At 65.0% G+C, this 26,627-nt stretch carries 20 protein-coding genes; 8 read left to right on the top strand and 12 right to left on the bottom strand.

Going from position 1 to position 26,627, the window contains the following annotated elements; genetic code table 11:
- Positions 1-379 precede the first annotated feature (379 nt).
- From G503_RS14115 to rlmD, 7 genes are all read right to left on the bottom strand, one after another.
- Positions 380-1,225, bottom strand: a complete 846-nt coding sequence (locus G503_RS14115; RefSeq protein WP_051190999.1) for a biotin--[acetyl-CoA-carboxylase] ligase — start codon at positions 1,223-1,225, stop codon at positions 380-382.
- Positions 1,226-2,545: a dihydropteroate synthase gene (gene folP, locus G503_RS0106500; RefSeq protein WP_028026940.1), complete on the bottom strand. Its 1,320-nt coding sequence runs from the start codon at positions 2,543-2,545 to the stop codon at positions 1,226-1,228. It lies immediately after the preceding gene.
- Between the two features lie 87 nt (positions 2,546-2,632).
- Positions 2,633-4,957: an ATP-dependent zinc metalloprotease FtsH gene (gene ftsH / locus G503_RS0106495; protein ID WP_028026939.1), complete on the bottom strand. Its 2,325-nt coding sequence runs from the start codon at positions 4,955-4,957 to the stop codon at positions 2,633-2,635.
- 15 nt (positions 4,958-4,972) lie between these two features.
- Positions 4,973-5,515, bottom strand: a complete 543-nt coding sequence (gene hpt / locus G503_RS0106490) for a hypoxanthine phosphoribosyltransferase (protein ID WP_028026938.1) — start codon at positions 5,513-5,515, stop codon at positions 4,973-4,975.
- Between the two features lie 527 nt (positions 5,516-6,042).
- Positions 6,043-6,768, bottom strand: a complete 726-nt coding sequence (locus tag G503_RS14110) for a Maf family protein (protein WP_051190998.1) — start codon at positions 6,766-6,768, stop codon at positions 6,043-6,045.
- Positions 6,769-6,986: 218 nt separating this feature from the next.
- Positions 6,987-8,114: a tRNA lysidine(34) synthetase TilS gene (gene tilS, locus G503_RS0106480; RefSeq protein WP_028026937.1), complete on the bottom strand. Its 1,128-nt coding sequence runs from the start codon at positions 8,112-8,114 to the stop codon at positions 6,987-6,989.
- A 10-nt stretch (positions 8,115-8,124) separates the two neighbouring features.
- Positions 8,125-9,804 (bottom strand): 23S rRNA (uracil(1939)-C(5))-methyltransferase RlmD, encoded by a 1,680-nt coding sequence (rlmD, locus tag G503_RS14105; protein ID WP_084636346.1) that lies wholly within the window; start codon positions 9,802-9,804, stop codon positions 8,125-8,127.
- A gap of 44 nt (positions 9,805-9,848) precedes the next feature.
- Here rlmD and G503_RS0106470 point away from each other — a divergent pair, with 44 nt between their 5' ends.
- The gene (locus G503_RS0106470) at positions 9,849-10,220 is read left to right on the top strand and encodes a phage holin family protein (protein ID WP_028026936.1); all 372 of its coding nucleotides are present in this window, start codon (positions 9,849-9,851) and stop codon (positions 10,218-10,220) included.
- A gap of 336 nt (positions 10,221-10,556) precedes the next feature.
- Here the strand turns inward: G503_RS0106470 and G503_RS0106465 are convergent, their stop codons facing one another.
- The gene (locus G503_RS0106465; RefSeq protein WP_028026935.1) at positions 10,557-13,778 is read right to left on the bottom strand and encodes an ABC transporter ATP-binding protein/permease; all 3,222 of its coding nucleotides are present in this window, start codon (positions 13,776-13,778) and stop codon (positions 10,557-10,559) included.
- A 199-nt stretch (positions 13,779-13,977) separates the two neighbouring features.
- Between G503_RS0106465 and G503_RS0106460 the strand changes: the two genes are divergently transcribed.
- From G503_RS0106460 to G503_RS0106450, 3 genes are read left to right on the top strand one after another with little or no spacing between them, the layout of a single operon-like run.
- Positions 13,978-14,493, top strand: coding sequence for a ferritin (locus G503_RS0106460; protein ID WP_028026934.1), 516 nt, complete (start codon positions 13,978-13,980; stop codon positions 14,491-14,493).
- Positions 14,494-14,505: 12 nt separating this feature from the next.
- Complete coding sequence (locus tag G503_RS0106455) at positions 14,506-15,363, top strand: epoxyqueuosine reductase QueH (protein WP_028026933.1); 858 nt, start codon at positions 14,506-14,508, stop codon at positions 15,361-15,363.
- The gene (locus G503_RS0106450; protein ID WP_028026932.1) at positions 15,353-16,816 is read left to right on the top strand and encodes a helix-turn-helix transcriptional regulator; all 1,464 of its coding nucleotides are present in this window, start codon (positions 15,353-15,355) and stop codon (positions 16,814-16,816) included. The genes G503_RS0106455 and G503_RS0106450 overlap by 11 nt, the downstream gene beginning before the upstream one ends.
- Positions 16,817-17,140: 324 nt before the next feature.
- Here G503_RS0106450 and G503_RS0106445 read toward each other — a convergent pair whose 3' ends face one another.
- The gene (locus G503_RS0106445; protein ID WP_051190997.1) at positions 17,141-19,051 is read right to left on the bottom strand and encodes an FAD-binding protein; all 1,911 of its coding nucleotides are present in this window, start codon (positions 19,049-19,051) and stop codon (positions 17,141-17,143) included.
- Between the two features lie 341 nt (positions 19,052-19,392).
- On the opposite strand from G503_RS0106445, the gene trhA reads away from it, so the two are divergent.
- Entirely contained in the window at positions 19,393-20,133 is a 741-nt protein-coding gene (gene trhA, locus G503_RS0106440) for a PAQR family membrane homeostasis protein TrhA (protein WP_084636344.1), read from the top strand.
- On the opposite strand, the gene G503_RS0106435 is transcribed toward trhA, so the two are convergent.
- Positions 20,130-20,963 (bottom strand): deoxyribonuclease IV, encoded by an 834-nt coding sequence (locus G503_RS0106435; protein WP_028026929.1) that lies wholly within the window; start codon positions 20,961-20,963, stop codon positions 20,130-20,132. The two genes, trhA and G503_RS0106435, sit on opposite strands and share 4 nt — an antisense overlap.
- A gap of 351 nt (positions 20,964-21,314) precedes the next feature.
- Here G503_RS0106435 and G503_RS0106430 point away from each other — a divergent pair, with 351 nt between their 5' ends.
- Entirely contained in the window at positions 21,315-22,259 is a 945-nt protein-coding gene (locus G503_RS0106430) for an AEC family transporter (RefSeq protein ID WP_028026928.1), read from the top strand.
- Between the two features lie 574 nt (positions 22,260-22,833).
- On the opposite strand, the gene G503_RS0106425 is transcribed toward G503_RS0106430, so the two are convergent.
- Both G503_RS0106425 and G503_RS0106420 read right to left on the bottom strand, forming a co-directional pair.
- A complete protein-coding gene (locus tag G503_RS0106425; RefSeq protein WP_028026927.1) occupies positions 22,834-23,961 on the bottom strand; it encodes an aldo/keto reductase in 1,128 nt (375 codons plus the stop codon).
- A gap of 101 nt (positions 23,962-24,062) precedes the next feature.
- Positions 24,063-24,371 (bottom strand): thioredoxin family protein, encoded by a 309-nt coding sequence (locus G503_RS0106420; protein ID WP_028026926.1) that lies wholly within the window; start codon positions 24,369-24,371, stop codon positions 24,063-24,065.
- A 145-nt stretch (positions 24,372-24,516) separates the two neighbouring features.
- Between G503_RS0106420 and G503_RS14100 the strand changes: the two genes are divergently transcribed.
- Together G503_RS14100 and amrA are read left to right on the top strand one after the other, a co-directional pair.
- Positions 24,517-25,116, top strand: a complete 600-nt coding sequence (locus tag G503_RS14100; protein ID WP_051190996.1) for a 5-formyltetrahydrofolate cyclo-ligase — start codon at positions 24,517-24,519, stop codon at positions 25,114-25,116.
- An 89-nt stretch (positions 25,117-25,205) separates the two neighbouring features.
- The gene (gene amrA, locus G503_RS0106410; RefSeq protein WP_028026925.1) at positions 25,206-26,618 is read left to right on the top strand and encodes an AmmeMemoRadiSam system protein A; all 1,413 of its coding nucleotides are present in this window, start codon (positions 25,206-25,208) and stop codon (positions 26,616-26,618) included.
- Positions 26,619-26,627 lie beyond the last annotated feature (9 nt).

The raw sequence follows: 26,627 nt of genomic DNA, 5'->3' as shown, positions 1-26,627 counted from the left end.
GCACGGGCTGCACGACAAGACAGGGCGACATCACCGCCAGCGGCGCGATAGTCGCGCGCGGACACCGCCCGAAACCCTCCCGTGACACGAAAGGGCCCTTAATTGCATGGAATCGGACTTATATAGCTATTCGCGTCAGTTCTCAGGGGCAAATACCGCTATATAAATCGAAAAATATGCCGATGAGTCCCCTCGATCGCCGTCCCAAGGCTATATAAGTCGATTTTTGCGCTTCCGCCCCTCGTAATTCAGCCTTCACCCCGCCGCATGCCGCCGACACCCGCGCGAATGGAACCCCTCGGGGCTCTCGCCCGCAGAGGAGGGGCAGGGTTCGTCCCGCCGCATGACGGCGGGAACGCTCTTTGGGAAACTCCGCCCTCTAGGGCTTCGGGATAACGTGAGCCTCGCCGGACGAGACGGGGACGAGCCGGTCGGCGGTGCGCACGAGCAGGCGGCCGCGTTCGTCGACGGTCTCCGCCACGCCTTCCAGCACCTCGTCACCGGCGGCGTTCTCGATGCGCACGGGCCGTCCGTTCAGAAACGACGCCGCATCGTAGTTGGAAAGCGACGGCTCGAAGCCCAGCTCGCGCCAACGGCCGTAGCTGACGAGCAAGCGGGCCAGCACCTCGCGCTGCACGTCGGAGATAACCTCTTCGCGATAGGCCGTCTGGGCGCGGCCCTCGAGGGTCGCGGCGTACTCGGCCACGGTCGCGCCCGCCGGTGCATCGGGCGCCTTCGCCAGCATGAGGTCGGTCATGTATTGGGGAACGTTGCGGCCCTCCACGGGGCGCTCGATGTCGGGGGCGAACACATTGATGCCGATGCCCACGCACACGCCCCCGCCGCAAGCCTCCATGGAGATGCCGCACATCTTGCGGTACTCGTCGGCCCGCTCCACGGTGGCGTCCATATAGACGATGTCGTTGGGCCACTTCAGCTGGATGCCATCGCGGAAGGGCGCCTCGGCCATGGCGGCCAGGGCGCGCTGCACCGCCAGGCCCGCTACCAAGCTTAGCGTGGCCAGACCCGAGCCGGCCACATCGGGGCGCAGCAGCATCGACATGTACAGGCCGCCCTCGGGGCTGTCCCAAATGCGGCCCTGGCGGCCGTAGCCGCCGCTCTGACGCCGCGCGCGCACCACCAGCCCCTCGGCCTTGCCCTCGCGCAGGGCGGCCTTCACCACCTCGTTGGTCGAGGCGACTTCGTCCAAAATAGTCAGTTTCATCTAGAGTCGCCTCGCTTTCCCCACGCGTGCATCTTCGGGGACGGAATTCACGGGAGTGCCGTCGGCCAGCTCCCAGCCGGGCAGTATCTCCAGCAGCGGCTTCACCACGAAGTCGCGCTCGGCCACGCGCGGGTGCGGCAGCGTCAGCTCGTCGTCGGAGGCCACGTACATCTGGTAGTCCAGGATGTCCAGATCCAGCGTGCGCGGGCCGTTCTCCACGGTGCGCACGCGGCCGAGGGAGTTCTCGATGCCGTGCAGATGTCCGAGCAGCTCTTTCGGCGGCAGGCCCGTGCGCAGCAGCACCACGGTGTTCACGAAGGCGTCCTGATCGGTATAGTAGGCCGGCTCGCTCTCGTAGAAGGAGGCCATGTCGACGATCTGGGTGTCGGGCAGGCTGCACAGCGAGCCCACGGCCAGGTTGATCTGGGCGATCTTCGCCTCGGTTTCCTCACCGGGCTCGGCCACCAAAGCCACGTTGGAGCCCAGGCCCAAAAGCACGGCGGGGCGCAGGTCCTTCAGGGCAGCCGCGGTCATCTCCACGTTGTGCGTGCGCACCACGCTGGCCCCCAGCTCGCAGGCGAGCAGCGCTTCGGCCGCCGAGGCCACATCGCGCTCGTGCATGTCAGCGCCGTCCAGCTTGTAAGCAGCCGAAACATAGCTCTTGCGGGAGGCGGCCACCATCACCGGATAGCCCAGGTGCACCAGCTCGTGCAGATTCCGCATGAGCTCGATGGTCTGCTTCGGGGTCTTGCCGAAGCCGGGACCCGGATCGATGCAGATGCGGGAATGGTCGATGCCCGCCGCCTCCAGGGCCGCCGCGCGGTCGCGCAGGTAGTCACGCACCTCGGCCACCACATCGACGTAGGTGGGGTTCTCCTGCATGGTCTTGGGCTCGCCGGCCATGTGCATTACCACGCAGCCGCAGCCGCTGCGCTGAGCCACGGCCACCATGGCCGGATCGCGGAAACCCGACACGTCGTTGATGATGGAGGCGCCGGCCTCAAGGGCCCGGGCGGCCACCTCGGCGTGGCGCGTGTCCACCGACACGCACAGCTCGCGCTCGGCCAGAGCCGCGATCACGCTGCCGATGCGCTCCCATTCCGTCTCCGGGTCCACCGGGTCCGAACCGGGGCGCGTGGACTCGCCGCCCACGTCGATGATCGCCGCCCCCTGGGCCGCCAGTTCCAGCCCGTGGGCCACGGCGGCCTCGGTATCGAAGTATTCCCCGCCGTCGGAAAACGAATCGGGCGTGACGTTCACAATCCCCATGATGAGAGGAGTGGAAGTATCGAAGTCAAAGCGTCCGCAATGCCAAATCATAAAAAAGGTTCCTCATCCCTTGCCAGCCTAAAAGTCAAGTGTAAGGGGATGAGGAACCTTTCAAGGCGACGTTTCTGGCGAAAGGGCCTATTCGTCCTTGGTCTTGTTCGGATCGGGGGCCAGCGGCGTGGAATCCATGTCGTCCTCGCGATCGATCTCGGCATCCACCTCGGCCTGGGTGGGCATATCGGCGCGATCGGCACCAGTGGCCGCGGGGCGTCCCGCGTCGTTGGGATCCTGATCGCCCGGCTCAACGTGCTCGCTGCGCCAGTTGGGATCGGCCAGGGTCTCGCCGGCATCAGGATCGCTCGGCAGCGCAGGCTCCACCGACGCCCCGGCAGCGCCCATGAGCTCGGCGTCCTTGGCGCGGGCCGCCGCCTCCTCGGCCTCCTTGGCGGCGATGATGTCGTCCTCGCGAGCCAGGTACTCGTCCCACTTGTTGTCCAGCAGAGCCTCGCAAGCCTCGCCCTCCACGGTTTCGCGCTCCAAAAGCACCGTGGCCATAAGGTTCATCTGATCGCGATGGGACACCAGGATGGCGTAAGCGCGATCGTGGGCCTCCTTCATGATCTTGGCCACTTCCTCGTCGATGCGGCGGGCCGTCTCCTCGGAGTAGTCCTGGGTGTTGCCGTAGTCGCGGCCCAGGAACACCTCGTGGTTGGGCTGGCCGAACACTTGGGTGCCCAAGGGGCTCATGCCGTACTGGGTCACGATAGCCCGGGCCATCTTGCTCGCGCGCTCCAGGTCGTTGGAGGCGCCGGTGGTGATGTCGTCGCAGAAAATCTCCTCGGCCACGCGGCCGCCCATGAACACCGCCAGCTCGTCCTTCATCTCGGAAAGCGAGTTCAGCACCTTGTCCTCATCGGGAATAGAGAGCGTGTAGCCGAGCGCGCGCCCGCGGGAGATGATCGAGATCTTGTGCACCGGGTCGGCATGATCGAGCAGATGCCCCACCAGGGCATGGCCGCTCTCGTGGTAGGCGATGGTGTGCTTGGTCTTCTCGTTCATGACGCGGCCCTTGCGCTCCGGACCGGCAATGACGCGCTCCATGGACTCGCTCACTTCGCGCATGGTGATGATCTTCTTGCCGCGGCGGGCCGTGAGCAAGGCCGACTCGTTCATGAGATTCGACAGGTCGGCGCCGGTGAAGCCCGGGGTGATCTTCGCGATCTTCGCCAGGTCCACGTCGCTGCCGATGGGCTTGTCCTTGGCGTGCACCGTGAGGATCTTCTCGCGGCCCTTCACATCGGGGGTGTCCACCACGATCTGCCGATCGAAGCGACCGGGACGCAGCAGTGCCGGATCCAGCACGTCGGCGCGGTTGGTGGCGGCGATGAGCACCACCGAGTCGTTGGACTCGAAGCCGTCCATCTCCACGAGCAGCTGGTTCAAGGTCTGCTCGCGCTCGTCGTGCCCGCCGCCGAGACCCGTGCCGCGCTGGCGGCCCACCGCGTCGATCTCGTCGATAAAGATGATGGCGGGCGCGGCGTCCTTGGCCTGCTGGAACAGGTCGCGCACGCGGGAAGCGCCCACGCCCACGAACATTTCCACGAAGTCGGAGCCGGAAATGCTGAAGAAGGGCACGCCGGCCTCGCCGGCCACGGCACGGGCCAGAAGCGTCTTGCCGGTACCAGGAGGGCCCACGAGCAGGCAGCCGCGGGGAATCTTCGCGCCCATGGACTGGTACTTCGCCGGATTCGCCAGGAAGTCCTTGATCTCCTGCATCTCCTCCACGGCCTCATCCACGCCGGCCACATCGGAGAACTTCACATCGGGGCGCTCCTCGGCGGCCTTCTTCGTCTTGGCCTTGCCGAAGTTCATCTGGGAGTTGTTGGCCTGCTGCATCTTGAAAAAGAAGAAGAACAGCAGACCGCCGATAATGAGGATGGGCAGCAGCGTGGCGATGATCTCCAGGAAGGGGCTCGGCAGCGTGACCTGATAGGAGATATCGGGGTGCGCCGCCAACAGCTCGCCGAGGGAATCGCTGCCCACGTAGGTGGACGTGTAGTTGTGTTCCTTGCCCAGGGTGGCCGGGTCCAGGGCGGTGGTGCCCACGCCCGAGAGCACCTTGCCCGTCTCGGGGTTCTGTTCCGTGGCCATAAGCGCGTTCATCGCGTCGAAGGCCCCATTGAAGGCGCTCGCGGCCTCGGCGCCGGCCGTAGCGGCCGGGAAGTAGGTGCCCGACACGGTGTAGTCGCCGGCCGAGTACACCACCGACTTCACGCGGTTCTGTTCCACCGCCTGGGTGAACTCGGAGGTGATCAGCTGATCGGTCACCGTGCCACCCATGGCGCCGGTGCGCATGAATTGGCTGCCCACGAAGAACGCCACGGCCAGCAGGATGAGAACCATCACCATGGTGGTGCGCGACGAGGACGAGGGGTTCGGCTTCTTTGAGTTGTTGTCTGCCATAGTGTCTATCTGCCTTTACTGGTAAATCTCGGGCTTCAACACGCCGATGTAGGGAAGGTTGCGATAATGCTCCGCGTAATCGAGGCCATAGCCCACGATGAACTCGTCGGGGCACTCGAAGCCCACATAGCGGCAGTCGATGTCCGCCTGGTTCGGCGTGTCCTTGCGCATGAGCGCAGCGACGGTGAGCGAAGCGGGTTCGCGGGAGAGCAAGTTCTTCATCAGGTACTGCAGGGTGAAGCCCGAATCGATGATGTCCTCGGCGATGATGACATGGCGCCCGCGGATATCGGTGTTCAGGTCCTTCAGAATGCGCACCACGCCCGAGCTCTTCACGCCGTTGCCGTAGGAGGACACGGCCATGAAGTCCATCTCCAGAGGCAAGTTGATGCGGCGGATAAGGTCGCAGGTGAACACCGCACCGCCACGCAGGATGGAGATGACCACCACCCCGCCGGGCACCTCGACGTAGTCGCGCGTGATGGCCTCGCCCATCTCGGCAACGCGATTGGCCAGATCCTGCTCGGAGAAGATGATCTTGGAAATGTCGTTGTGCACGTGAACTACTTTCTCGCGTCTCGCTTCGCATTCCCCGTCTACCGCGGGGAATCTTGATCGCAGTTCAGTGTACCAAAGACCTGCAACCCCGCACCCGACATACGATAACGCAACACAATTGTTTCGTTCGCCTGGCGGGCCGCCCCCTAACGCCCGCAGAGGGCCGCACCCCTCCCCGTAGGGCAACCTTCGGCCCGCCCGTCAGCCATGGCGCGCCCACGTGCACGGCGGACCGCCAAAACCGGCCTCCAACACACTCTGCGGCATCCGGTATCCGCACTCGCCCGACTGCAGGAAAATATTTTGCCCGCAAAGTGGCGCAAAAGAGCGAAAAGTAATCGGCACGGAAAGCCTTCACCTGCGACCCGTGTGCCCATGGCTTTCTGACCAGGCCTTTTCAAAATCGTTTTCGAAATGCATGGGCACAAAAGAACGAAAAGTAGTCGCTGAGGGGGCATGCGCGCCTCCAGCCGTTTACTTTTCGCAATCCAGCGCCACTTTCAGCGCTTACCACTCATTTCGGCCCGCTACGAGGCAGCTTCCCCGCCCTGTGCCTCGGCGGCCACCAAGTCGGGGAATTCCTTGACGAGGCGCTCGGCGGGCAGGCCGACGATGGTGTCCCAGGCGCCGTCGTAGTGATCCACGAGCGCGCGCCCCTCCCCCTGGATGGCATAGGCTCCGGCCTTGTCGAAGGACTCGCCCTTGCGCAGGTAGTCGGCGATCTCCTCATCGGTCAGCTCGCGGAAGGTCACACGGCTCACATCGGCGAAAGTGCGGAAGCCCAGCGAGATGTTGTCTGCCTCGGGAGCAGCGATCATCCACACTGACACGGCCGTGATCACCTCATGGGTACGCCCAGATAGTTCGCGCAGCATGCGCTTCGCGTCTGACAGGCTACGGGGCTTGCCGTAGATCTTCCCGTCGAGCACCACCATGGTGTCGGCGCCGATGACGATGAGCATGCCCGTGTAGTTCTGGGCGAGCACCTCCTGCACCACGGCCCCCGCCTTGCGCTCGGCGAGCTTCTTCGCCGCTTCCTCGGGGTTGGCAGCCAAATCGGGCTCCAGGCTCTCGTCCACCGGGGTTGCGGGCGTGTGCACGATGAACTTCACGCCAGCGGCTTCCAAAAGCTCGCGGCGGCGCGGGCTGGCGCTGGCGAGCACCACCTCGAAGACCGGCGCCGGCGCCCCCGCTGCGGCACTGTCCGCCTTATCGGATTCAACGGCTTCAGGCTGCTTGGCTTCTTCGGTCATAAGAACATCCTTTCACATGTTCGCAAGCATCTCATACCCTGCAAGGCCTTCGCAGGAGACGCCCCACAGACGGGCAGTCAGGCGGCACGCAGAGACCGCCGCGTCGGAGCGACCTCGTAGAGCCAGCCTCGTAGGGGCAATCTCGTAGGGGCTGCCTTGAGGCCGCCCATCGACCCAGGTAGCCGGGCGGGCTGAAGCCCCCTCCTACGGCGGCGGCCCTACGGGGTGGGCTTCTCCTTATCGCGTTTGCGGCGGGCGCGGAAGTAGGCCATGGGCTCCACGAGCACGCCCTGCTTGTTGGCGCTCACGGCCAGATCGTGCTGAATGTTCGTCACATATCCGCCGCGTGGCTTGCCCTCGGCAAAGCCGTCGAGCACCGCCTCCACACTGGAAGCGTCCACCCGGGCATCGGGACCGAGCATGGCCTGCAAGAGGGCAAGCACGGCCCGGCGCTGCAGGGGACGCGCCACGGCGCCGAAGGCCGGACGCAAGCGGAACCCCTCGGAGCGGTCGATGCCGAAAGTGTCATCCTCGGCTACCCACTCGCTGTCGCGCTCGGCCACCTCAGCAGCCATCTGCTCCAGCATATCGTCTTCATCGGCAATGAGGTTCATCGAACGCACCAGCACCTCGGGCAGCGCCTCGTTCCACTCCTTGCACGGCGGTACCACCTTGTGCCGCACGTAGGCACGAAAGCGGTCGGTATGGGCGTTGGTAGCATCCTCGCGCCAGAGGTTGCCGACCGCATCGCACGCGCAGGGCTCGCCGGCTGCCTCGCGGGCAGCCAGGAAGGCCCGCAGCTCATCGCGGGTCGCATCCAACAGCGGGCGCACCACCGGGCCGTTCTCGTAGCGCATGGAGCGGAAGCCCCCCGGGCCGGTGCCCACAATGGAGCGCATGTAGAAGTTCTCGATGCGGTCGTCGGCGGTGTGCGCCGTGAAGATGCGCGCCTCGGAGAGCGGACAGCCCTCGTGCTGGCACATCGAGCGCAGCGCCTCGTTAGCGGCCAGATAGCGCTCGCGCCGAGCCACCGCCTCCACGTTCTCGCGGGAGCGGGCGGCCTCGGCGGCGATATCGATGGAGCAGATGAACAACGGAATGTGCAGCAGCTCGGCCAGCGACGACACGAAGCGCTCGTCGCCGTCGGAATCGTCGCCGCGCAGCTGGTGGTTCACGTGCAGCATGGCCACCGGCCCGATGGCGCCGGCCTCGTGCAGGGCGGCGCCCAGATAGGCGAGCGCCGTGGAATCAGAGCCGCCCGACACCATGAGCAGCACGGCCGCGTCCGAGGTGGCCAGATGGTGGTCAGCGATGACTCGCCGCGCCTTTTCTAAGAGATCGGTCATTCTCTTTCCTTCACTGTTGTGGCTCCTCGGGGTCGAACCGCGGGGTAATGCCCAGTCCCTCAGACAGTCCTCGCTCGGCGAAACAGCCCACGGGGCCGTTTCGAACGCTCCCGGAACTCGCTTGGCGAGAACCACCTCGCGGCCCTCTGCGCAGTTCTGTTGTTGAGAGGTTTTCGCATCTCTTCTCCAACATGACGATGGATTCCACGTGATCGGTATGGGGGAACATGTCAACGGGGCGCACCACCCGCACCTCGTAGCCGGCCTTCACCAAATGGCGCACATCGCGGGCCTGGGTGCAGGGGTTGCACGAAATGTACACGATGCGCTCCGGGGCCAGGGCAGCCGCGGCCTCCAGGAACGCGGGCGTGGAGCCGGCCCGCGGTGGGTCCATGAGCAGCACCAGCGGCTCGGGACGCTCATCGGATGCGGCCAGCTCCTTCATGAACTGCGTGGCATCTTGGGCCACGAAGGCGGCGTTCTCGATGCCGTTGTGGCGAGCGTTGTTGGCGGCATCGCGGATGGCGGCGGCCACGCTGTCCACGCCGATGACGCGAGCGGCTCCCCGCTTGGCGGCTACCAGCCCGATGGTGCCCGTACCGCAGTAGGCGTCGATGACCGTCTCCGCCCCCGTGAGCCCGGCCAGGCGGATGGCCTCGTCGTAGAGCACCTCGGTTTGGGTGGCGTTCACCTGGTAGAACGACTGCGACGAGATGCGGAAGCTGAGACCGCAGAGCGTGTCCAGGATGAATCCCGGGCCGTACAGCACGCGCTCCTTCTCGCCGAGGATCACATTGGTGGCCCGCGTGTTCACGTTCTGCACGATGGTGGTGATGGCGGGCACGCGGCGCGCCAATTCGCGGCAGAAGGCCTTCGATGCGGGGAACTCATCGCCGTTGGTGACCACCGTGACCAGCACTTCGCCCGACTCGTGGCCCACGCGCACCACGGCATGACGCACGAAACCGGTGCCGGCATCCTCGTCGTAGGGCTCCATGCCCCAGCGAGCCATGATGTCGCGGATGGCCAGGATGACGTGCTTGGCCACCTCGTTTTCGATGGCGCAGGTATCGGTGGGAATGAGACGATGGCTGCCCGTCTCGTACATGCCCGTGAGGATGCCGGCGCGGCCGAGCTTGGCGGCGTCCTTGGCGGATTTCACAGGCTTGGAGCGACCGGCGCCGTTCGGGGCGACTTTGACCGGGGTCTGCCGCCCCTTCCCCTTTCCCCTCCCCTTCGCTGGGGCGTAGGGCGAGATCACCTTGTTGCGGTAGTGGAAGGGGTCGTCCATGCCGAGAATGGGTTGCACGGCCTCGACCGGTGCCATCGCAGAGAACAGGTCGGCCACGACTTGCTGCTTGGCGGCCAGTTGGCTTGCGTAGGGAACGTCCAGCTGGCTGCAGCCGCCGCAGCGACCGAACGCGGGACACAGGGCGCAGGGGCGCGGAGTTGCGGGCGCGGAAGAGGGATGGACGGGGCGACGGGCGCCCTCCGGTTGACGGGCGGGCTGAAGCTCGCCCCTACGGGAGCCGCCGGCGCCATGGCGGCTGCCGGCGCCGCGAGCGCCCCCGCGGGCGGCTTTCCCGGTGGGGCTGGCGGCTTTCCCTGCAGGGCGGACGGCCGGCTTCTCCCCCTGCTTGGCGGAGTGGCTACGGGCGCGTTTCGGCTTGTTGTCATGTTTTCTCGTCATACTCTCATTTTGACATAATGGGATCACTGGAAAAGGAGGCATTTATGAACTTCATCATTCGCTGGATCGTAACCGCCATCGCTGTCGCTGCCGCCGTGTGGATCGTGCCCGGCATCGAGATCATCAGCGGGGGCGCCTCGTGGGTGGGCATCGCGCTGTTCGCGCTCATCCTGTCGCTTGTGAACATGTCCATCAAGCCGATTCTGCAGGTGCTGTCGCTTCCGGTGACCGTGCTCACCCTGGGCATCTTCTACCTCATCGTGAACACGCTTTTGCTCTACCTGGCTGCCTGGCTCGCCAACGGGCTGTTCGGCGCCGGCTTCTACATCGCCAGCTTCGGCAGCGCCTTCGTGGCATCCATCGTCATCTCCATCGTGTCGGCCCTCGTGAACGGGCTTGTGGGCAACGACCAGTAAGATCCCGAACCAAGCGAGGGAACCAAAGCCGCCTTCTGCGCCATCTCCATTGGAAAAAATGTCGCAAAGAGGCACTTTGGTTCCCTTGCGCTCATTTTCGGTTGAAATCGACCAGGCCTTTTGCCGGCCTTGGGAACCAAAGTGCCTCTTTGCGACACACCCGCGGGAACCAAACCGGCCTTTTGCGCCCGCTTGCCTCCAACACCTGTCGCAAACGCCCGGTTTGGTTCCCGCGACTCCCCTGGTTCCCGCGGCCCTCGCAGCCTCCGCGACTCTCGCAGCCCCAAAAAAGCTCCCGCGGCCCTCACGCTCCCGCGGACCCCGGCCTTACGCCCCCTATTCCGAGCGCAGTGCCTCCACCGGGTCCTTGCGGGCGGCGGCCATGGCGGGGAACAGACCCGCGATGAACGACAAGAACACGCTGATGCCCACGAGGATGGCCGCAGCGGCCCAGGGCAGCAGCGCCACATCGGGCACATCCAAAAGCGAGTACACCAGCGCGTTCACCGGGATGCACACCAGCGCCACGAACCCGACACCGATCAGACCCGCCACCAATCCCTCGATGATGGTCTCGGCGTTGAACACACGCGAGATATCGCCCTTCGACGCGCCGATGGCGCGCAGGATGCCGATCTCCTTCTTGCGCTCGAGCACCGAGATGTAGGTGATGATGCCGATCATGATGGACGACACCACGAGCGAGATGGCCACGAACGCGATGAGCACGTAGCTGATCATGTCCACGATGGTGGTGACCGATTTCATCAAGGTGCCCACGAAGTCGGTGTAGGAGATCTTCTTGTCGTCCTGGCCCGAGGCCACCATGCGGTTGTTGTAATCGTCCAGAATGGCGATGACCTGCTGTTTATCCTCGAAGTTATCGGGGTAGATCTCGATCTCTGAGGGCTTGGCCAGATCGGCGTAACCCAGCTTCGCCAAGTTGCCGTCCAGCGAGCGCGTGCCGTCGGTCATGAGCGACAGAATCAGCTCGCGCAGCTCGTCCTCGGTCATCTTCATTTGGAAGGCGTTCTGGAAGGCCGCGGTGTCCACCGACATGGCCAGGGGGATGTTCGCCTGCAGCTGGCCCATCACCTGCTGCACCGAGGCCTCGGTCTTCGCGCCGATAACGCCCATGGCCTCTTGCATGTAGGCGGCCATGGACTGCTCCAGAGCAGCCGATATCTTGCCGGCCATCTCCTGTTGCATGGCGTTGGCGTCCACGATCTTGGTCGCGTACTGGTTCATAATCGCCTGCATCTCGGCTCCGCGCACGTAGGTCTCCAGGGTGGTCTGGGCGAGCTGCTGAAAATCGGGCGGCGTGCCCGAGGCCACGGCGTCGGCGTAGGCCTTCCCCAGCGCCTGGGTGTAGCCGGCCATGGCGGCCCCCATCATCTCGCCCATGGCCTCCTCGCTGAAGGCCGACGACAGATCCAGGTTCAGCGCGCTCGGATCCAGCGACGGCGCGGCCGGCAGATCGCCGGCGGACAAACCTCCGCTGATGGAGCTCGTGTCCACAGCGATCTTCGACTCATCGAACTTGAAGGCGTTCTGCAGCGCCTCCTCGTCCACGGTGAACAGGGAGTCCATGTTGAAGCCCGACGAGCCCTCATCGTCCTCGGCGGCGAACTGCTTGCCGTTGAACACGTCCACGTCGGGGTAGTTCAGCTGCTCCTGCACGATGGGCGATTCCTTGGCCGCGTCGATGATGTGGCGCGTCAGCTCCGGCGTGTAGTAGATGCCGATGGACAGCGCCGTGGCCTTCGCGTCGGGCTTCGGCTGCACCACGCCCACGATCTTCAGGTCCTCGCCGGCGTTCACGAGCGAGCGCATGTACTCGGTATCGCCGGTCTTGTCCACCCACACCTTGTTCTCGGCGTCGTAGGTGTAGAAGTCGGCGGCATTCACCATCTTCAGGGGCACAGCCATCAGCTCGTCGTAGGTGAATTCCAGCTTGTCGTCGGGCGGGGTAACCTCTTCCTCGTTCATGAACTGGTCGATCATGTCCTCCAGTGTGGCGTGGTCGCGCAGGCCGAGGGCATAGGTGACGATGTCGGGCAGGGTGCCGCGGGCCGTGAGCACGATGACGCACTCGTTGTAGGCGGAAGGCCAGCGGCCAGCCTTCACGTCGTACTGGTCCTCCACGATGGACGAGTTGCCCATCATCTCGTTGAACACGTTGGTGCTGTACATGGTGGACATGAGCGAGTTCGACGACGAGCCGCCGCCCATGCCGAAGGCCTCGAAGGTGGTGTCGGGGTTGATCTGACGCACCTCTTCCTCGGTGTTGCCGGAGAAGACCTGCGGGGTGACGTTGTAGCGGTACTCGATGGAGTTCACGTAGTCGTTGATGCCGTTGCCGCCCTCGTCGAAGAACAGCTTCAGCGCGGCCAGATCGTTGTTCTCCAGGCTGGCGAACATGTCGGTGACCATGCGCGTCTCGGGCACCGTGGTGTGGGTGGTCGGGTCGTTCTCGTCGCCGTAGGTGCCGCCCTTCACGCCGGCGGCCTCCAGGGCATCGGCGGCGTCGGCAGCGCCTTCGGCCGCGCCCTCGGTGCCTTCGGCATCACCGGCGTCGTCGGCGTCGCCGCCCGTGGACATGGTCATGAGCGCGCTCATGTCGAAGCCCGTGGACATGATCTGCAGCGGGTACACCGACAGCGTCTCCTCCTCGGTCTTCTCGATGTAGTTGTCCACGCCGTTGGCCAGAGCCAAAATGGCGGCGATGCCCATGATGCCGATGGAGCCGGCGAAGGCCGTCATGATGGTGCGGCCCTTCTTGGTCATGAGGTTGTTGAAGGACAGGGCCAGCGCCGTGAGGAAGCTCATGGACGTGCGGCGCACCGGCTTGCGCGACAAGTGCATCTCCTCTTCCGTGGGGAAGTAGGGATCGGTATCCGAGCGGATGACGCCGTCGGCCAGGTTCACCGTGCGCGTGGCGTACTGGGCCGCGAGCTCGGGGTTGTGGGTAACCATGATGACCAGGCGATCCTTGGCGATCTGGGTCAGCAGGTCCATGATCTGCACCGAGGTTTTGGAGTCGAGTGCGCCGGTGGGCTCGTCGGCCAGCACGATCTCCGGGTCGTTGATGAGGGCGCGGGCGATGGCCACGCGCTGCATCTGGCCGCCCGACAGCTGGCTCGGCTTCTTGTTCACATGCTCGGCAAGCCCCACCGAGGCCAGGGCCTCCTTGGCGCGGCGCGTGCGCTCGGCGCGGCCCACGCCCGACAACGTTAGGGCCAGCTCCACGTTTTGCAGGATGGTCTGGTGCGGAATGAGGTTGTAGCTCTGGAACACAAACCCGATGCGGTTGTTGCGGAAGGTGTCCCAATCGCGGTCCTTGTACTGGTGGGTGGAGATACCGTCCACGATCATGTTGCCGGAATCGTAGTGATCCAAGCCGCCCATCACGTTCAAAAGCGTGGTCTTGCCCGAGCCCGAAGGGCCGAGGATGGCCACGAACTCGTTGTCGCGGAACGAAATGGACACGTTGTCCAAAGCGACCTGGGTGAAGTCGCCCGTGCGGTAAGATTTGCAAATATCTCTCAGCTGCAGCATATGCGGCTCTCTTCCTCTTCTCAAAATCTCACCTATTGTGATGCAGCGGTCGCATATTCGTTAAAATACGACGGATTTTCTCATTGAAATACGCCTTATCTTCACATGGATTAAGGCGTTTGGGGTATCCTGTTGCGCGCAATCGGACCCATCGACGGCAGCTGCCGAAAGAACTGCCGAAAAGGAGAAAGGACGTTTCATGGACGCCAAGGTCTACGAGCTCATCAACGACCAGATCAACAAGGAGCTCTACAGCGCCTATCTGTATCTCGCCTTCGCCGACTACTACGAGGAGGAGGGCCTGTCCGGCTACGCCAACTATTTCGAGATCCAGGCCGCCGAGGAGCGCGACCACGCGCTGATCTTCCGCAAGTACCTGCACGAGAACGGCGAGAAGGTGCGCCTTTTGGCCATCGACCAGCCCGAGGTGACCTTCGCGAACTTCCTGGAGCCGCTGGAGGCCGCCATGGAGCACGAGCAGTACGTGACCTCGCTCATCCACGACATCTACGCCGCGGCGCTTGAGGCCCACGACTACCGCGCCCAGAAGTTCTTGGGCTGGTTCATCGACGAGCAGATGGAGGAAGAGGACAACGCTGACACCATGATCACCAACATGAAGCTGTTCGGCGGTGACCCGAAGGGCCTCTACGACCTGGATCGCGAGTGCGCCGCCCGCGTGTACTCGACGCCGAGCCCCCTGGCCGCCGAGTAGAGCCGGGCACCCTTGCAGCGCATCCTGCTACATGCCTGTTGCGGACCGTGCTCCTTGGAGCCGGTCCGCATTTTGCGCTCGGAGGGCATCGAGCCTGTCATCTTCTACGCGAACTCGAACATCCACCCCGCCGAGGAATACGCTCGGCGCCTGGCCACCCTGCGGGCCTGGGCCGCCGAAGAAGAGGTGGCGGTGGCGGAAGGTGCCTACGACGCGGAAGCCTGGGAGGCCGTGGTGGGTCGCATCGGAAACGCGGCCGAAGCCAAGTTCGGCGTGATCTGCAACGAGGAGGGCGACGGGAGAGGCGAGACCGACTCCGAGGCCCGGGCGGCCCGGGAAGGCGACGGGGCCGCAGCCGACGGCCCCTCCGAAGCCCGCATCGCCCGGGAGGCCCGTTGCCGCGCCTGCTACCGGCTGCGCTTCACGGAGGCGGCCCGCTACGCCGCCGAGCACGGCTTCGACGCCCTGGGCGCCACGCTCTCCGTGAGCCCCTACCAGTACACCCGCATCATCCGGGAGGAATTGGAGCGGGCCTGCGAGTGCGCGGGCATTGAGGCCCACTTCGAGGATTACCGCCCCTTCTACGACGAGGCCACGCGCCGCTCGCGGGAGGGCGGCATGTACCGCCAGAACTACTGCGGCTGCCGTTTCTCCGAGGCAGAGGCCGCCGCCGAGCGCGAAGAGCGCGCCGCCGCCCGCCGCGCCGCCCGCGAGGCCGCGAAGGCGGCCCGGGCTGCCGAGCGCGCCGCCGAAGAGGCCGAGCGCGCCCGCAAACGGGCCGAGAAGCAGGCCTACGCCGACAGGCAGGCGAGAAAGCGCGCCGCCCTGAAGGCCCTGCGGGGGCAACGGAGAGGAGATCATGGTGAATGAGGGCAGCCCGCGCCTGCAGTCCATCGGGATCGGCGTCGTGGCCCTGGGATTACTGCTGACCAATGCCACGGCGACCCTGCTCTCATCAGGCGCCTCTATCCTCGGCTGCCTGATTGCCCTCGATCGGCCCGCGGGCTTTCTGCCACTGGTCGCGGGCGTGGGTGCCGGCCTGCTTGTCGGCAGCGGACTTCTGCTCGCCACCACGCTGAGAAAGCTGCCGACATCCCTGATCTCCCCCACGACGGGAGCAGCGGCGTGGGCAGCGGCAGTCCTGTTCGCGGGCATCGGGCTGAACGCGCCGAACGAGGGGTTCGGCCTGTGCTTCGCCATCGCCGGCATCGCCTATGGCATCGGCGGCATCGCCCTTATCGCCAGATGGCGCGACCTTTTGGCCTTCCTGGCCCCGACCGCCGTGCTCGCAACTGTCAGCTGGGCCCTTGCCCTGGCCTCCCTCATCGCCATCGCCTGCTTCTCCTTTGCGAGCACCGCCGTCATGCTGGGTATGAACGTCCTCACGCCGCTGGGCGGCTGCGCCTTGACGCTTAGGGCCCGAAGTCGGCGGCGCGACGACGAGGCCACAGCGCCGGCGCATAGCAGCGGCGCGCCGGCGCTGTGGCCCCCTCTGGGTGGTGCCCTCATCTGCTGCGTCGTGCTCGGCTTCACCTGCGGCACGCCCCATCCTGCCGACGGCTTCGTGCACGCCGAAACCATATCGCGCGGCGTCTTCCTGGGCTTCGCTCTCTGCTCCGGCATGCTGGGACTGGTCGCCCTCGCCCTGCCGCAACCGTCACGGCTCCGCACGATCTTTTCCGCCCTCTGCCCGATCATGGCCGCCCTCCCCTCCATCCCCTGCTTCGCGCCCGTGCAGCCCGACGGTGTCGTCGGCACGGTGCTCGGCGTTCTCACCGGTGTCGGATTCGCCTTCTTCGCCACCTTGACGGGATGGTACCTGTACGCCTTTACCGGCCCTTTGCAGGCCGACAAGGAACACTGCGCCTCGGCAGCCCGGCGCTGGTGTCTCTCCATCGTTCTTGCCACCGTGGCGCTGGGCGGCGGAATCTTCGCCAGCCCCCTGCTGAGCGACCTAGCGAAGACCACCGTGTCGCTTACCTTGTTCGTCGGCTACCTCGTGGCGCTGGCCACGGTAGCCTTCGCCCGGGGAAGCGCTCGGTCGGGCGCGCCCACCGCACCAGCGCCCGAGGACAGCGGCGAGGACCGCGAAGCCCCCGCAGTCGACCCGCTTGATGCCCGCTGTGCGCAGTTGAGCGAGCAGCACGGCCTGTCTCCCCGCGAGAGCGAGGTGCTCGGCTTGCTTGCTCGCGGGCGCACCGCCACCTACATCGCAGGCGAGCTGTATGTATCGAAGGAGACCGTGAAAGTGCACGTGCGCCATATATACGAGAAGCTCGGTGTGCATTCGCGAACCGAGCTTCTCGATCTGTTCCAACGCTAGGAAAGCCCCAACCCCCGCTCTCGCTGGCCGCCATTGGGCGCGCCAGCCGACGAGCCGCGCCGATTCCGCATGAAAACGGGAGTTATGAGCGTTCGGGAGCCCCAATTTCCCCCATATTGAATGAAAATCATTATTTCTCGAGGATTTCCCAGCCTCTAGACGCTCATAACTCCCGTTTTCGACCCCTTTTTGCCTCCTTGGGCACCTCTCATGCTACATGGCCCCGCCCCGAACCGGAGGGAGGGAGGCCGGTTCAGGGCGGGGCCCAGAAGAGAATGCGAGGGCGCGAAACCTGGCGCCTTCGCCGAAAGAGCATTCAGCGAGCTACAGCACTTCCTGGCCGGTGATCAGCTTGCCGGCCACACGGCCATGGGTCATGGCCATACCGATAGAGTTGCCGGCGAAGGGCGTAGTGTACTGCAAGCCGTAACGGCCGCCCAGGGTGTTGCCTGCGGCGTACAGACCGGGAATGGGCTCGTAGTTCTGGTTCACCACCTGCAAATCGCCGTTGGTCTCAAGGCCGGTCAGCGTGACCAGGCTCACGCCCATGGTGCGCTTGTTGGCGCCGAAGCCCTCGGCCGCGGCATTGCCGCAGCCATAGAACGGGGGATTCTCGATGGGGGTCATCAGTACCGCGTCCTTGCCGAAATCGCTATCCTCGCCGGCGTGGCACAGTTCGTTATAGCGCTCGATGCTGGCCAGGAAGGCCTCCTTGGTCTCGCCCGTATAGCCGAGCATATCAGCCAGGCCGTCCAACGTGCTGGCGGCAAACACCTGGGAGGGCATGCGCTCGGCCACGGTGCACATGCGCACCGTGCCGCCCGCCGGATCGTCCACGGGAACAGCCTGCATATCCTCCACCAGCTCGGTGTAGTAATCGGGGCGGCCAAAGTTGGCACAACCATGGTCGAGCGAGGAGTTCTTCAGCGTTTCCTCGTAGTTGGCATCGGTGACCAAGGTGAAACCACCGAAGGGCTGGCGCACGGCAATGGCCATGGAGTCGCAGACAGCCGCCTCGTTCATGAAACGCTCGCCCTGGGAGTTCAGCCACAGGAAGGGGCTCGATCCCCAGGGGCCCGAGGCGCCCCCGCCGAAGCTCATGGCACCGCGCGGGCCGGCCTCAATGAAGCCGCCGGCCCAGCAGCCCATCTTGTGGCCCTCGCCCATGCAGTCGGACTGGCCCTGCAGCGACGAGGCATCCATGCCCATGCGCTCGTTATGCTCGCGGTATTCCGTCAGCAGGTTCCACGTCATATCGGTGTTGGCCGCAAAGTCGCCGGTGCACAGGATGACGCCCTTGCTGGCCACGTACTTAGCGTAGCCGTCGGAACGCTCGGAGATGACACCGGTCACCGCACCGCCCTCATCCTGGGTGAGCACCGTGGCCTTCTCGCCGCAGTACCACGTGACGCCGAGGTCCTTGCCCTCCAGAATGGAGAACTGCTGGAACTCGTCCAAACGCGACAGGGCAGCCACGCCGTCCACGGGCGCATGCTGGATGGGGCCCATGAACTGCACCACGCAGGGCCAGGTCTTGAAGCCGCCGCGATACAGCGGATAGTCCACCGCGCCATCCAGGGCAAGGCCGCTCTGGTGAATGCAGATCATGCTGTCATCGAGGGGGCTGATGGACGGGTCGGCCTCGCTCACCAGCTTGATGCGATCGTCGGGCCAGTTCACCAGCGAGGCTGCATGGTCGAACATCTCGCCGGAATTCGCCACGAACTTGCGAATAACCTCGGTGTTCACACGACCACCGGCGCGCAGGCAGAACTCCTGCACGATCTCGCCCTCGTTATAGGGCCCGAACCCGCGCTCGATGAGGAACTGGGAATTCACGTGTCCGATGTCCTCGCCCTTCACCTTGCGACTGTCCTCGGGCGACTGCTCGATGACAGCCACCTTCGCGCCGCCCTCGGCTGCGGCTAGAGCCGCCTGGATACCCGCGTGACCACCACCGCACACCACGACGTCGCACTCGATGACCTCGACGATCTCGTCATCGGAGATCTGGGGAGCGGCACCCAACCAGTCCTCGGTCGTCGCATAGCCAGGCGTGGCCGCACCGGTGCTGGCAGCCGCGCCCGCGTCGCCGGTGGCGCCCAACGACTTTTCGCCATTGCCCTGCGGGGAGCACCCGCTGGCAACCCCCGCCGCCAGAGCCGCAGCGCCCGCCAAACCAGCTCCCTTTAAGAAATTGCGGCGCGATACGCCTTCGCCCATCGTTTTCTCCATGGTTTCCTCCTTGTAGACCATTGTCTCTCCCATCCCCTCCCGTCGCGCAGACGACAAGGGCTGAAACTGGCTCTCAGCATAGGCTCGCCACGCCTGCAGCGTATCCCCCCAAGCAGGGAAACCACCTAACCCCAAAGGGGGTATTTTGGCAGCATTCCCCCCCGTAGACCCCCTGTTTTCAATATGCTGAACGGAAATGGATCCCAGCTACGATCAATCCAGCCATCAACCCCGCGAACGAGCGGCGAAGCTGCCTTTCCCCTGCGGTTTACCAATCGTCACCGCGAAAACCGACCTGGTAGTCTATGATGCGGGGACACCCCCGGCCGAAGGAGCTCCCCATGCCCGCTATCGCCCTTCAACACCCCGAACTCTCCCCCGATGCCGCCGCCGCTGCGGCCAAGGTTTCCCCCGAAATCAAGGAGCTCATCCGCCGCTCCGGCAAGAAGCCCGCGCGCGAGTACACTTTGGGCGAGGAGATCTTCAACGCGGTGACCCACGGTGTGGGCGCGGGCCTAGCCGTGGCGGCGCTGGTGGTGCTCATCGTGAAGTCGGTGGCCGACGGCGGCGGCATCCTTCTGGCCGCGGCGCTGGTCTACGGCATCGCCCAGCTGGTAGAGTACCTCATGTCCACCCTGTACCACGCCCTGGCGGCCGATGCGGCCAAGCGCGTGTTCAAGGTGCTCGATCACGCGGGCATCTACCTGCTCATCGCTGGCACCTATACCCCCTACTGCCTCATTACGCTGGGCCATGTGGGTGGTCTATGGCTCGCCGTATTCGTGTGGGCGGTGTCCCTCATCGGCATCGCCTGCGAGGCCTTCTGGACCTACCGCCCCCGCTGGATCTCCTCGGTGCTCTACGTGGCCCTAGGCTGGTCCATCGTATTCTTCCTGCCCACCTTGTACGCCCAGCTGCACCCCGTGGGCTTCTGGCTTCTGGCCGCAGGCGGCATCAGCTACACCGTGGGCGCGGTGTTCTACATCTTCAAGAAGGTGCGCTACCTGCACTCCATCTTCCACCTGTTCGTGCTGGCAGCCAGCATCCTGCAGTTCTTCAGCGTGTATTTCTTTGTGATCTAACGGCGCGCCGCGCGCAAGGCGGCGATCTCGGCGCCCCAGCCGGCAAGATCGTCCTGGGGCGTTTCCAGGAAGAAGGGCAGATCGCGCAGCGCGGGATGATTCGTCACCGCGGAAAGAGCCTCGAAGCCGATATGCCCCTCGCCGATGGGGGCATGGCGATCCTTATGGGCACCGAGCGGGTTCTTGGAGTCGTTCAGGTGGATGGCATGTAGGCGATCGAGGCCGATCACGCGGTCGAACTCCTCCAGCACGCCGTCCAAATTGCCGACGATGTCGTAGCCCCCATCCCACACATGGCACGTGTCCAGGCACACGCCCACCTTGTCGGAAAGCTCCACCCCATCGATGATGGCGGCCAGCTCCTCGAAGCGGCCGCCCACTTCCGTGCCCTTGCCGGCCATGGTCTCCAGTAGAAGCGTGGTGGACTGGTCGGGGGCAAGCACCTGGTTCAGAGCATCGGCAATAAGGGCGATGCCCGCCTCTGCGCCCTGGCCCACATGACAGCCCGGATGCATGTTGTACAGCTGGCCGGGGGTGTTCTCCATGCGCATGAGGTCGTCGGTCAACAGCTCGATGGCGAACTGGCGCGTCTCGGGCTTGGCCGCCGCCGGGTTCATGGTGTAGGGCGCGTGAGCGAGAAAGCGCGTGATGCCGTGGTCGGCCGCAAAGGCGTGGAAGGCCGCCACATCGGCCGGGTCGATAGCCTTGGCACGGCCGCCCCGCGGGTTGCGCGTGAAGAACTGGAAGGTGTTCCCGTCGATGGATGCGGCATCCTCGGCCATCTTCAAATACCCCTTGGCGGACGACAAATGGCAACCGATAGTGAACATGGAGACTTCCTTTCAACGGGAACACGGGACGCTGCAATATGGGCGAACGAGAACGCGGCGCACCCAAGCTCGGATCCTCAGCGCCGAACCCGAGCGGCGGTGCGATCATGCGGCAATGACCGTGTCAGTATACTTATGCACCCCTTCCGTCACCGCGCCGGGCATTTTTTCGACAAAAAGCACGTTTGAGCGAGCCTGAAGCCGCCCATTCGGCATTGTGGCCGCCTCTCTTCGACTAAAAGGCGGGCAAAATGCGCCGATAGCGAGCGAAAGTTCGCTCCTCGGCTCGCTCAAACGTGCTTTTTGTCGAAAATGAAAGCAAAAGCGGAACGCAACACGGAGAAGGACGGCATGGAAGCGGGAATCGTCAGCATATTCAAAGAGATGGTGACCTTGTTTGCCATCGTCGGCGTCGGCTACGGGGCGAAGAAGGCGCGGTTCATGAACGATCAGTTCGATCGCATGCTGTCGCGCCTCGTGATCAACCTGGCACTGCCGGGCATGATCCTGGGATCGGTGCTGACCGCCGATGCCCTGCCGCCCCGCGAGGAAATCCTCGTCACCCTGGCCCTGTCCTGCGCCAGCTACGGCGTGCTGCTGGCCGTCGCCTACGGGTTCACGACGATCCTGCGCATTCCCGACGGGCACCGCGGCGTGTACCGCTTCATGCTCTGCTTCGGCAACGTGGGCTTCATCGGCTATCCGGTGCTGTCGGCCATCTTCGGGCCCGAGGCGCTTATCTACGCCGCCGTGTTCAACCTGCCGTTCAACTTCTTCGTGTTCACCGTGGGCGCATGGTTCCTCACCCAGGACACCGACGGAGATGTGAAGGTGCAGACCAGCTGGCGCACCTTTGTCACACCGGTGATGCTCTCCTGTGTGGCGGCCATGGCGCTCACGCTGGCGGGCATCCACCACGCTCCCATCCTGGGCGACGCCCTGAGCAATCTCGGATCCATCACGACCCCGGCGGCGCTGCTTATCATCGGATCGTCTCTGGCGAATATGCCCGTACGTGATCTTCTGGGCGGCCCGCGCCTGTGGGCTTGCGCCGCCTTTCGTCTGCTGGTCACCCCGGTCATCATCTGGGCTGTGTTTCACTGGTTCGTGCCCGCGGGACTGTTGCTGTCCATCTGCATCGTCATCTCGGGGATGCCCGTGGCCACCAACGGCACCATGCTCTGCTACCAGTACGGCGGCAACTCCCGCGTCATGGCCCAGGGCACCTTCGTCACCACCGTACTGGCCCTGGTGAGCATCCCCGTGCTCGTGGCGTTTGTGAGCTGGGTGGGCTAATTGCATTGAATTGCGATAGATAGTTTTCTATATCTGACTAGTATCGGGTCATCCAAAAGGAATCGAGTCGAAGCAGCCTTCGCCACAGCGCAGCACAAGGCGCTGTAGTCGTTCGGGTATGTCTCAGAGCGTCGCAATTCCTGAAGTCCAGCGAAAGTGTTAATGCCCCTGCCGGCGAGCGGGCGAAAAAGTGTATGGGATTTCGAGCTATGAGCGTCTCGGAAGTCGCTCGACCAGAAGTTCGTAAGAATCTCCAACCAGCGCACCGATCTGACCTGGCATTTTTTGGAACGATACTTCGAGCGGCATTTCTCCGCGCGGGGTTCAGACGCTCATAACTCGAAATCCCATACAAAATCAATCCCTTTCGGAAGCCAGAGGTAGCGCGGGCCACCGCGAACTCCGCCAAAAGTGCGCCCTCGAGAAGGGCGGGCCCACCTTAATCCCACCACAACAAACTTCCCCACAGCAATTCTCGCAGACGTTCTCGCAACCGCGTCGCTTTAGGGCAAGCAAACCCGGTAAGGCAGACGGCGGGTGAGGCCGCAAGCCGCCCTCACCCGCCGCACATCGCCTACCCCTCGAAGTGCTCCACGGCTTCGGCGAGGTGGTCGATGATGGGAATGGACTGGGGGCACATGGCTTCGCAGGTGCCGCACTGGATGCACTTGGACGCGGGGCCCTCGGCGGCCTGCCAGGAGTACAGCCCCTTGGCAAACGCGCGGTCCTCGGTCTGCCGCTCCAGGTTCAGCAGGTTCAGGGCCACGGGGATCTTCACGCCCTCGGGGCAGTCTTTCACGCAGTAGCCGCAATTGGTGCACGGGACGAGGTCCACCGAGCGCAGGGCGGCGATGGCGCCGTCGATGGCTGCCCGCTCCGCCTCGGTCAGCGGCTGATGCGTTTGGAAGGTGACCATGTTGTCCTGCATCTGCTCAAGGTTGGAGGCACCGGCCAGCACCGTGAGCACCCCGGGCAGGTCGAGACAGAAGCGGTAGGCCCAGGAAGCCTGGCTGGCCTCCGGATCGGCCTCGGCCAGTACCGCCGCGCCGCGCTCGGGCAGGTTCGCCAAACGGCCGCCGCGCACCGGCTCCATGACGATGACGGGCACGCCGTGCTTGGCCGCCACCTCCATGCAGCGGGCCGACTCGGTCACCGGATCATCCCAGTCGAGGTAGTTCACCTGCAGCTGCACGAAGTCCATGTTCGGGTGCGCCGTGAGCAGCTCGTCGAGCACGTCGGCGCCGTCGTGGATGGAAAAGCCGATGTGGCGCACGAGCCCGCGCTCCTTCGCGTCGGCCACGTAGTTCCACATGTCGTACTCGTCGAACTTGGCCGTGCGCGCACCACCCACGTTGTGCAGCAGGTAGAAGTCGATGTAGTCCACGCCCAGCCGTTCCAGGGAGGTGAGCAGGCATGCCTGGGCCTCCTCTTTGCTCGCGCAGGCCCAGGCCAGACACTTCGTGGCCAGGGTGAAGGCCTCGCGCGGGTAGCGCTCCACGAGCGCTTGGCGCAGGGCCGGCTCCGAGCAGCCATTATGGTAGACGAAGGCGGTGTCCACATAGGTGCCGCCTCGGGCGATGAACTCGTCCACCATGGCCTTGACCTGCTCGATGTCGATGGCGGTCGCGTCATCGGGGTCGGTCAGGGGCAGGCGCATGGCCCCGAAGCCGAGCTTGCCCACGCCCTCGTAGGATGCGGTCATGTCGATCTCCTCTCTCATCTCCATATCGGTGAGAGAGTAAAACCTGGAGTCAACTTCAAGTCAAGGGCGGGGCCGCGAACGGCATCGGCGACGGAAACCCCCTAGGCCACTAGCTCCAGCAGACGCTGCTTGGACTGCTCGCCCACGAGGCTTTCCACCTCGGAGCCGCCTTCGAACAGCGCGAAAGTGGGGAAACCGTCGGGCGCGTAGGTACCGGCCAAGTTGGGCGACTGGTCGATATCCACCTGGTACACGGCCACACGCCCGGCCGCAGCGTCAGCCACGTCGTCGATGATCGGCATCATGCGCTGGCAGTGCGGACACCACGCGGCGAAGAACTCCACGAGCACCTTATGCGGGGCCTGCAGCACCTTCTCGGGGAAATTCCCCTCGTTCAATATCTCGATCATGGTTGCTCCTTTGCTGGGAAACTGAGCGGACCCGCCCATTGTGAGGGGCGGCTTCCGACGCGCGGCGGCACGTTCCGGTTTTGTTGTCTTGGCGAATCCGACCGTTGCCTGGCCGTTTGTCGCGGGCGCAGTCTATGATGCATCCATGGACTTGAACGGGACATACGAGAAGCGGCCCCTGCGCGCCGCCGCGCGGGCGTATCGCGACCAGCTGGACGCCGCCTACCGCACCGACGCCGACCGGGCGATCGCCAGCCGCATCGTGGCCAGCGCTGCCTTCGCCGAGGCGCCCGCGGTGATGGCCTACTACGCCGTGGGCACCGAGGTGGACACCCGTGCCATCATCAGCACGGCCCTGGAGGCGGGGAAAACCGTGGCGCTGCCCCGCTGCCGGCGCGGCGGCCTCATGGATTGGCACCGCATTGCCGCGCTGACCGATGTCGCTCCGGGCTACGGCGGCATCCCCGAGCCCGCCGACGATCCCTCAACTCTCATCGATGCCGCCGCGCTGCCCCCGACCGCCCTGGCCCTCGTGCCCGGACTGCTCTTCGACGATGCGGGTTTCCGCCTCGGCTACGGAGGCGGCTTCTACGACCGCTTCCTCGCCGCGTTCCCCGGCCGCGCCATAGGGCTCATCCGTGCTCGCCAGCGCATCGAAAGCCTGGCCGACCATAGGGCGCTGGAGCCCTTCGACCGCCCCGTTTCTTATGTGGTCACGGAAGAAGATGGGCTAACAATCCCGTGACACTTAGCCGCCGTGACCGCGGGGCGGCGGCGCTTCGGTCACCATGAACCTGACCTCATCCGTCAAGATTCTTCGAAGGAAGGTGTGCCATGGGCCTTCTTGCCGCATACGCCGTTCCCCATCCGCCGCTGATCGTTCCCGCCGTGGGCGCCGGCCAAGAAGCGCGCATCGCGGATACCATCGCCGCCTACGAGGAGGTGGCCCGCCGCGTCGCCGAGCACGCGCCCGACGTCGTGGTGATCGCCTCGCCCCACGCGCCGCTGTACCGCGACGGCTTCTTCATCGCCGACGCCCCCACCGAAGAGGGCAGTCTGGCCGCCTTCGGACATCCCGACGAGCGCATCGCCATCCATACCGACCTGGCCTTCGCCCAGGCCGTGGCCGACCGCTTGAAGCGACGCAGCATTCCCACCGCCGGCGCGCCCTCGCGCCACGAGGAGATCGACCACGCCACCTACGTGCCGCTGCATTTCCTGAGTCGACACATCGACCTGTCCTCGGTGGCCGTGGTGCGCATCGGGCTATCGGCCCTGTCCGATTCCGACCACGAGTTCTTGGGGCTATCCATCACCCGGGCCGCCGAAGACCTGGGACGCCGCGCGGTGCTGATCGCGAGCGGGGACTTGTCCCACAAGCTGACCGAAGATGGCCCCTACGGCTTCGATGCCGCCGGGCCCGCCTTCGACCGCGCCGTAACCGATCTGTTCGCCCACGGCCAGCTGCGCGCGTTGAGCCGCCTGGACGCCGAGTTGTGCGAGAGCGCCGCCGAGTGCGGCCTGCGCTCTTTCGAGATTATGGCCGGCGCTCTGGAAGGTCTGCCCTTCACGCCCGAGCTGCTCAGCTACGAGGGACCCTTCGGGGTGGGCTACGCCGTGGCGGCCTTCGAAGTGGAGTGCGGACCTGCCTCCACCGAGGAGGAAGTGGAGGCCGAGGTGCGCGGAGCCCACGCGCGCGGCGCCTGCTCGCCGGTGGATCCCATCGTGGCTCTGGCGCGGGCGAGCGTGGAGTTCATGGTGTCCACGGGCAAGATGCTGCCGCTGCCGCCCGACTTGCCCGACGAGTTGACCGGTCGGCGCGCCGGAGCCTTCGTCAGCCTGCATGAGCACGGGGGCCTGCGCGGATGCATCGGCACTATCGCGCCGGTACGGGAAAGCCTGGGCGAAGAGGTGATCGCAAACGCCGTGGCCGCAGCCACCGACGACCCGCGCTTTACCCCGGTCACTCCCGACGAGCTGAACTACCTGTCCTACTCGGTGGACGTGCTCGGCGATCCGGAGCCCGTAGATTCGCTCGAGCAGCTGGACCCGCGCCGTTACGGCGTCATCGTCACCCACGGCTTCAAGCGCGGCCTGCTGCTGCCCGACTTGGAAGGCGTGGAAACCGTCATGGACCAGGTGGCCATCGCCAAGATGAAGGCCGGTATCAGCCCCAACGAAAAAGCCCAACTCGAGCGCTTCGAAGTGACCCGCCACACCCAAGGCGGCCAAGCCCGCCTAGCGTAGAAGGGCGGA

The organism is Adlercreutzia mucosicola DSM 19490 (assembly GCF_000422625.1).
In the GTDB taxonomy this organism is placed as follows: Bacteria; Actinomycetota; Coriobacteriia; order Coriobacteriales; family Eggerthellaceae; genus Adlercreutzia; species Adlercreutzia mucosicola.
The sequence above is the reverse complement of the archived record's forward strand: the minus strand, read 5'-3'. Positions and strand labels throughout refer to the sequence as shown.